The sequence below is a fragment of the Streptomyces sp. H39-S7 genome, from assembly GCF_027158205.1.
GTDB lineage: Bacteria > Actinomycetota > Actinomycetes > Streptomycetales > Streptomycetaceae > Actinacidiphila.
The window spans coordinates 1-3,187 of sequence record NZ_JAPVLU010000117.1 but is presented as its reverse complement, the minus strand read 5'-3'; the positions used below and the strand labels follow the sequence as shown (position 1 = coordinate 3,187).

The 3,187-nt window shown below is 57.0% G+C and carries 1 rRNA gene; it reads left to right on the top strand.

The annotated features are described in order from the left end of the window. The first annotated feature begins 55 nt into the window (after positions 1 to 55). Positions 56 to 3,180: ribosomal RNA gene (locus O3X23_RS43535) — 23S ribosomal RNA — on the top strand. Positions 3,181 to 3,187: the final 7 nt, after the last annotated feature.

Here is a 3,187-nt window from a genome sequence, read left to right as displayed (position 1 = left end):
GGTGTGGGGGAGGGTTCGTTGCTTGAGAACTACATAGTGGACGCGAGCATCTGTAAGGCAAGTTTTTAAGGGCGCACGGTGGATGCCTTGGCACCAGGAACCGATGAAGGACGCGAGAGGCCGCGATAGGCCCCGGGGAGCTGTCAACTGAGCTGTGATCCGGGGGTGTCCGAATGGGGAAACCCGGCAGTCGTCATGGGCTGTCACCCATACCTGAACACATAGGGTATGTGGAGGGAACGCGGGGAAGTGAAACATCTCAGTACCCGCAGGAAGAGAAAACAACCGTGATTCCGGGAGTAGTGGCGAGCGAAACCGGATGAGGCCAAACCGTATGCGTGTGATACCCGGCAGGGGTTGCGTATGCGGGGTTGTGGGATCGTACTTCAGCAGTCTGCCGACTGTTGGGCGAGTCAGAAACCGTATGGATAGGCGAAGGACATGCGAAAGGTCCGGCGTAGAGGGTAAGACCCCCGTAGCTGAAATCTGTACGGCTTGCTTGTACGACACCCAAGTAGCACGGGGCCCGAGAAATCCCGTGTGAATCTGGCGGGACCACCCGCTAAGCCTAAATATTCCCTGGTGACCGATAGCGGATAGTACCGTGAGGGAATGGTGAAAAGTACCGCGGGAGCGGAGTGAAATAGTACCTGAAACCGTGTGCCTACAAGCCGTGGGAGCGTCGGATCACATGCTTGCATGTGATCTCGTGACTGCGTGCCTTTTGAAGAATGAGCCTGCGAGTTTGCGGTGTGTGGCGAGGTTAACCCGTGTGGGGTAGCCGTAGCGAAAGCGAGTCCGAATAGGGCGGTTGAGTCGCGCGCCCAAGACCCGAAGCGGAGTGATCTAGCCATGGGCAGGTTGAAGCGGAGGTAAGACTTCGTGGAGGACCGAACCCACCAGGGTTGAAAACCTGGGGGATGACCTGTGGTTAGGGGTGAAAGGCCAATCAAACTCCGTGATAGCTGGTTCTCCCCGAAATGCATTTAGGTGCAGCGTCGCGTGTTTCTTGCCGGAGGTAGAGCACTGGATAGGCGATGGGCCCTACCGGGTTACTGACCTTAGCCAAACTCCGAATGCCGGTAAGTGAGAGCGCGGCAGTGAGACTGTGGGGGATAAGCTCCATGGTCGAGAGGGAAACAGCCCAGAGCATCGACTAAGGCCCCTAAGCGTACGCTAAGTGGGAAAGGATGTGGAGTCGCAGAGACAACCAGGAGGTTGGCTTAGAAGCAGCCATCCTTGAAAGAGTGCGTAATAGCTCACTGGTCAAGTGATTCCGCGCCGACAATGTAGCGGGGCTCAAGCGTACCGCCGAAGTCGTGTCATTCCCGTGTGAAGCCCTAACGGGTGCGGGGATGGGTAGGGGAGCGTCGTGTGCCGGGTGAAGCGGCGGCGGAAGCCAGTCGTGGACGGTACACGAGTGAGAATGCAGGCATGAGTAGCGATACACACGTGGGAAACGTGTGCGCCGATTGACTAAGGGTTCCTGGGTCAAGCTGATCTGCCCAGGGTAAGTCGGGACCTAAGGCGAGGCCGACAGGCGTAGTCGATGGACAACCGGTTGATATTCCGGTACCCGCTTTGAAACGCCCAGTATCGAACCCTCTGATGCTAAGGCCGTGAAGCCGTCCTGGAGCCTTCGGGCAAAGGGGAGTGGTGGAGCCGCCGGTCCAAGGTGGTAGTAGGTAAGCGATGGGGTGACGCAGGAAGGTAGTCCAGCCCGGGCGGTGGTTGTCCCGGGGTAAGGGTGTAGGACGTTGCGTAGGCAAATCCGCGCAACATATAGTCTGAGACCTGATGCCGAGCCGATTGTGGTGAAGTGGATGATCCTATGCTGTCGAGAAAAGCCTCTAGCGAGTTTCATGGCGGCCCGTACCCTAAACCGACTCAGGTGGTCAGGTAGAGAATACCGAGGCGTTCGGGTGAACTATGGTTAAGGAACTCGGCAAAATGCCCCCGTAACTTCGGGAGAAGGGGGGCCGTAACTGGTGAGGGGACTTGCTCCCTGAGCTGGGGACGGCCGCAGAGACCAGCGAGAAGCGACTGTTTACTAAAAACACAGGTCCGTGCGAAGCCGTAAGGCGATGTATACGGACTGACGCCTGCCCGGTGCTGGAACGTTAAGGGGACCGGTTAGTCACATTTCGGTGTGGCGAAGCTGAGAACTTAAGCGCCAGTAAACGGCGGTGGTAACTATAACCATCCTAAGGTAGCGAAATTCCTTGTCGGGTAAGTTCCGACCTGCACGAATGGCGTAACGACTTCTCGACTGTCTCAACCATAGGCCCGGTGAAATTGCACTACGAGTAAAGATGCTCGTTTCGCGCAGCAGGACGGAAAGACCCCGGGACCTTTACTATAGCTTGATATTGGTGTTCGGTTCGGCTTGTGTAGGATAGGTGGGAGACTGTGAAGTCATGGCGCCAGCCATGGTGGAGTCGTCGTTGAAATACCACTCTGGTCGTGCTGGATGTCTAACCTCGGTCCGTGATCCGGATCAGGGACAGTGTCTGGTGGGTAGTTTAACTGGGGCGGTTGCCTCCTAAAGAGTAACGGAGGCGCCCAAAGGTTCCCTCAGCCTGGTTGGCAATCAGGTGTTGAGTGTAAGTGCACAAGGGAGCTTGACTGTGAGACTGACGGGTCGAGCAGGGACGAAAGTCGGGACTAGTGATCCGGCGGTGGCTTGTGGAAGCGCCGTCGCTCAACGGATAAAAGGTACCCCGGGGATAACAGGCTGATCTTCCCCAAGAGTCCATATCGACGGGATGGTTTGGCACCTCGATGTCGGCTCGTCGCATCCTGGGGCTGGAGTCGGTCCCAAGGGTTGGGCTGTTCGCCCATTAAAGCGGTACGCGAGCTGGGTTTAGAACGTCGTGAGACAGTTCGGTCCCTATCCGCTGCGCGCGTAGGAATATTGAGAAGGGCTGTCCCTAGTACGAGAGGACCGGGACGGACGAACCTCTGGTGTGCCAGTTGTCCTGCCAAGGGCATGGCTGGTTGGCTACGTTCGGAAAGGATAACCGCTGAAAGCATCTAAGCGGGAAGCCTGCTTCGAGATGAGTATTCCCACCCCCTTTGAGGGGTTAAGGCTCCCAGTAGACGACTGGGTTGATAGGCCAGATGTGGAAGCCCGGTAACGGGTGGAGCTGACTGGTACTAATAGGCCGAGGGCTTGTCTAACTATTTT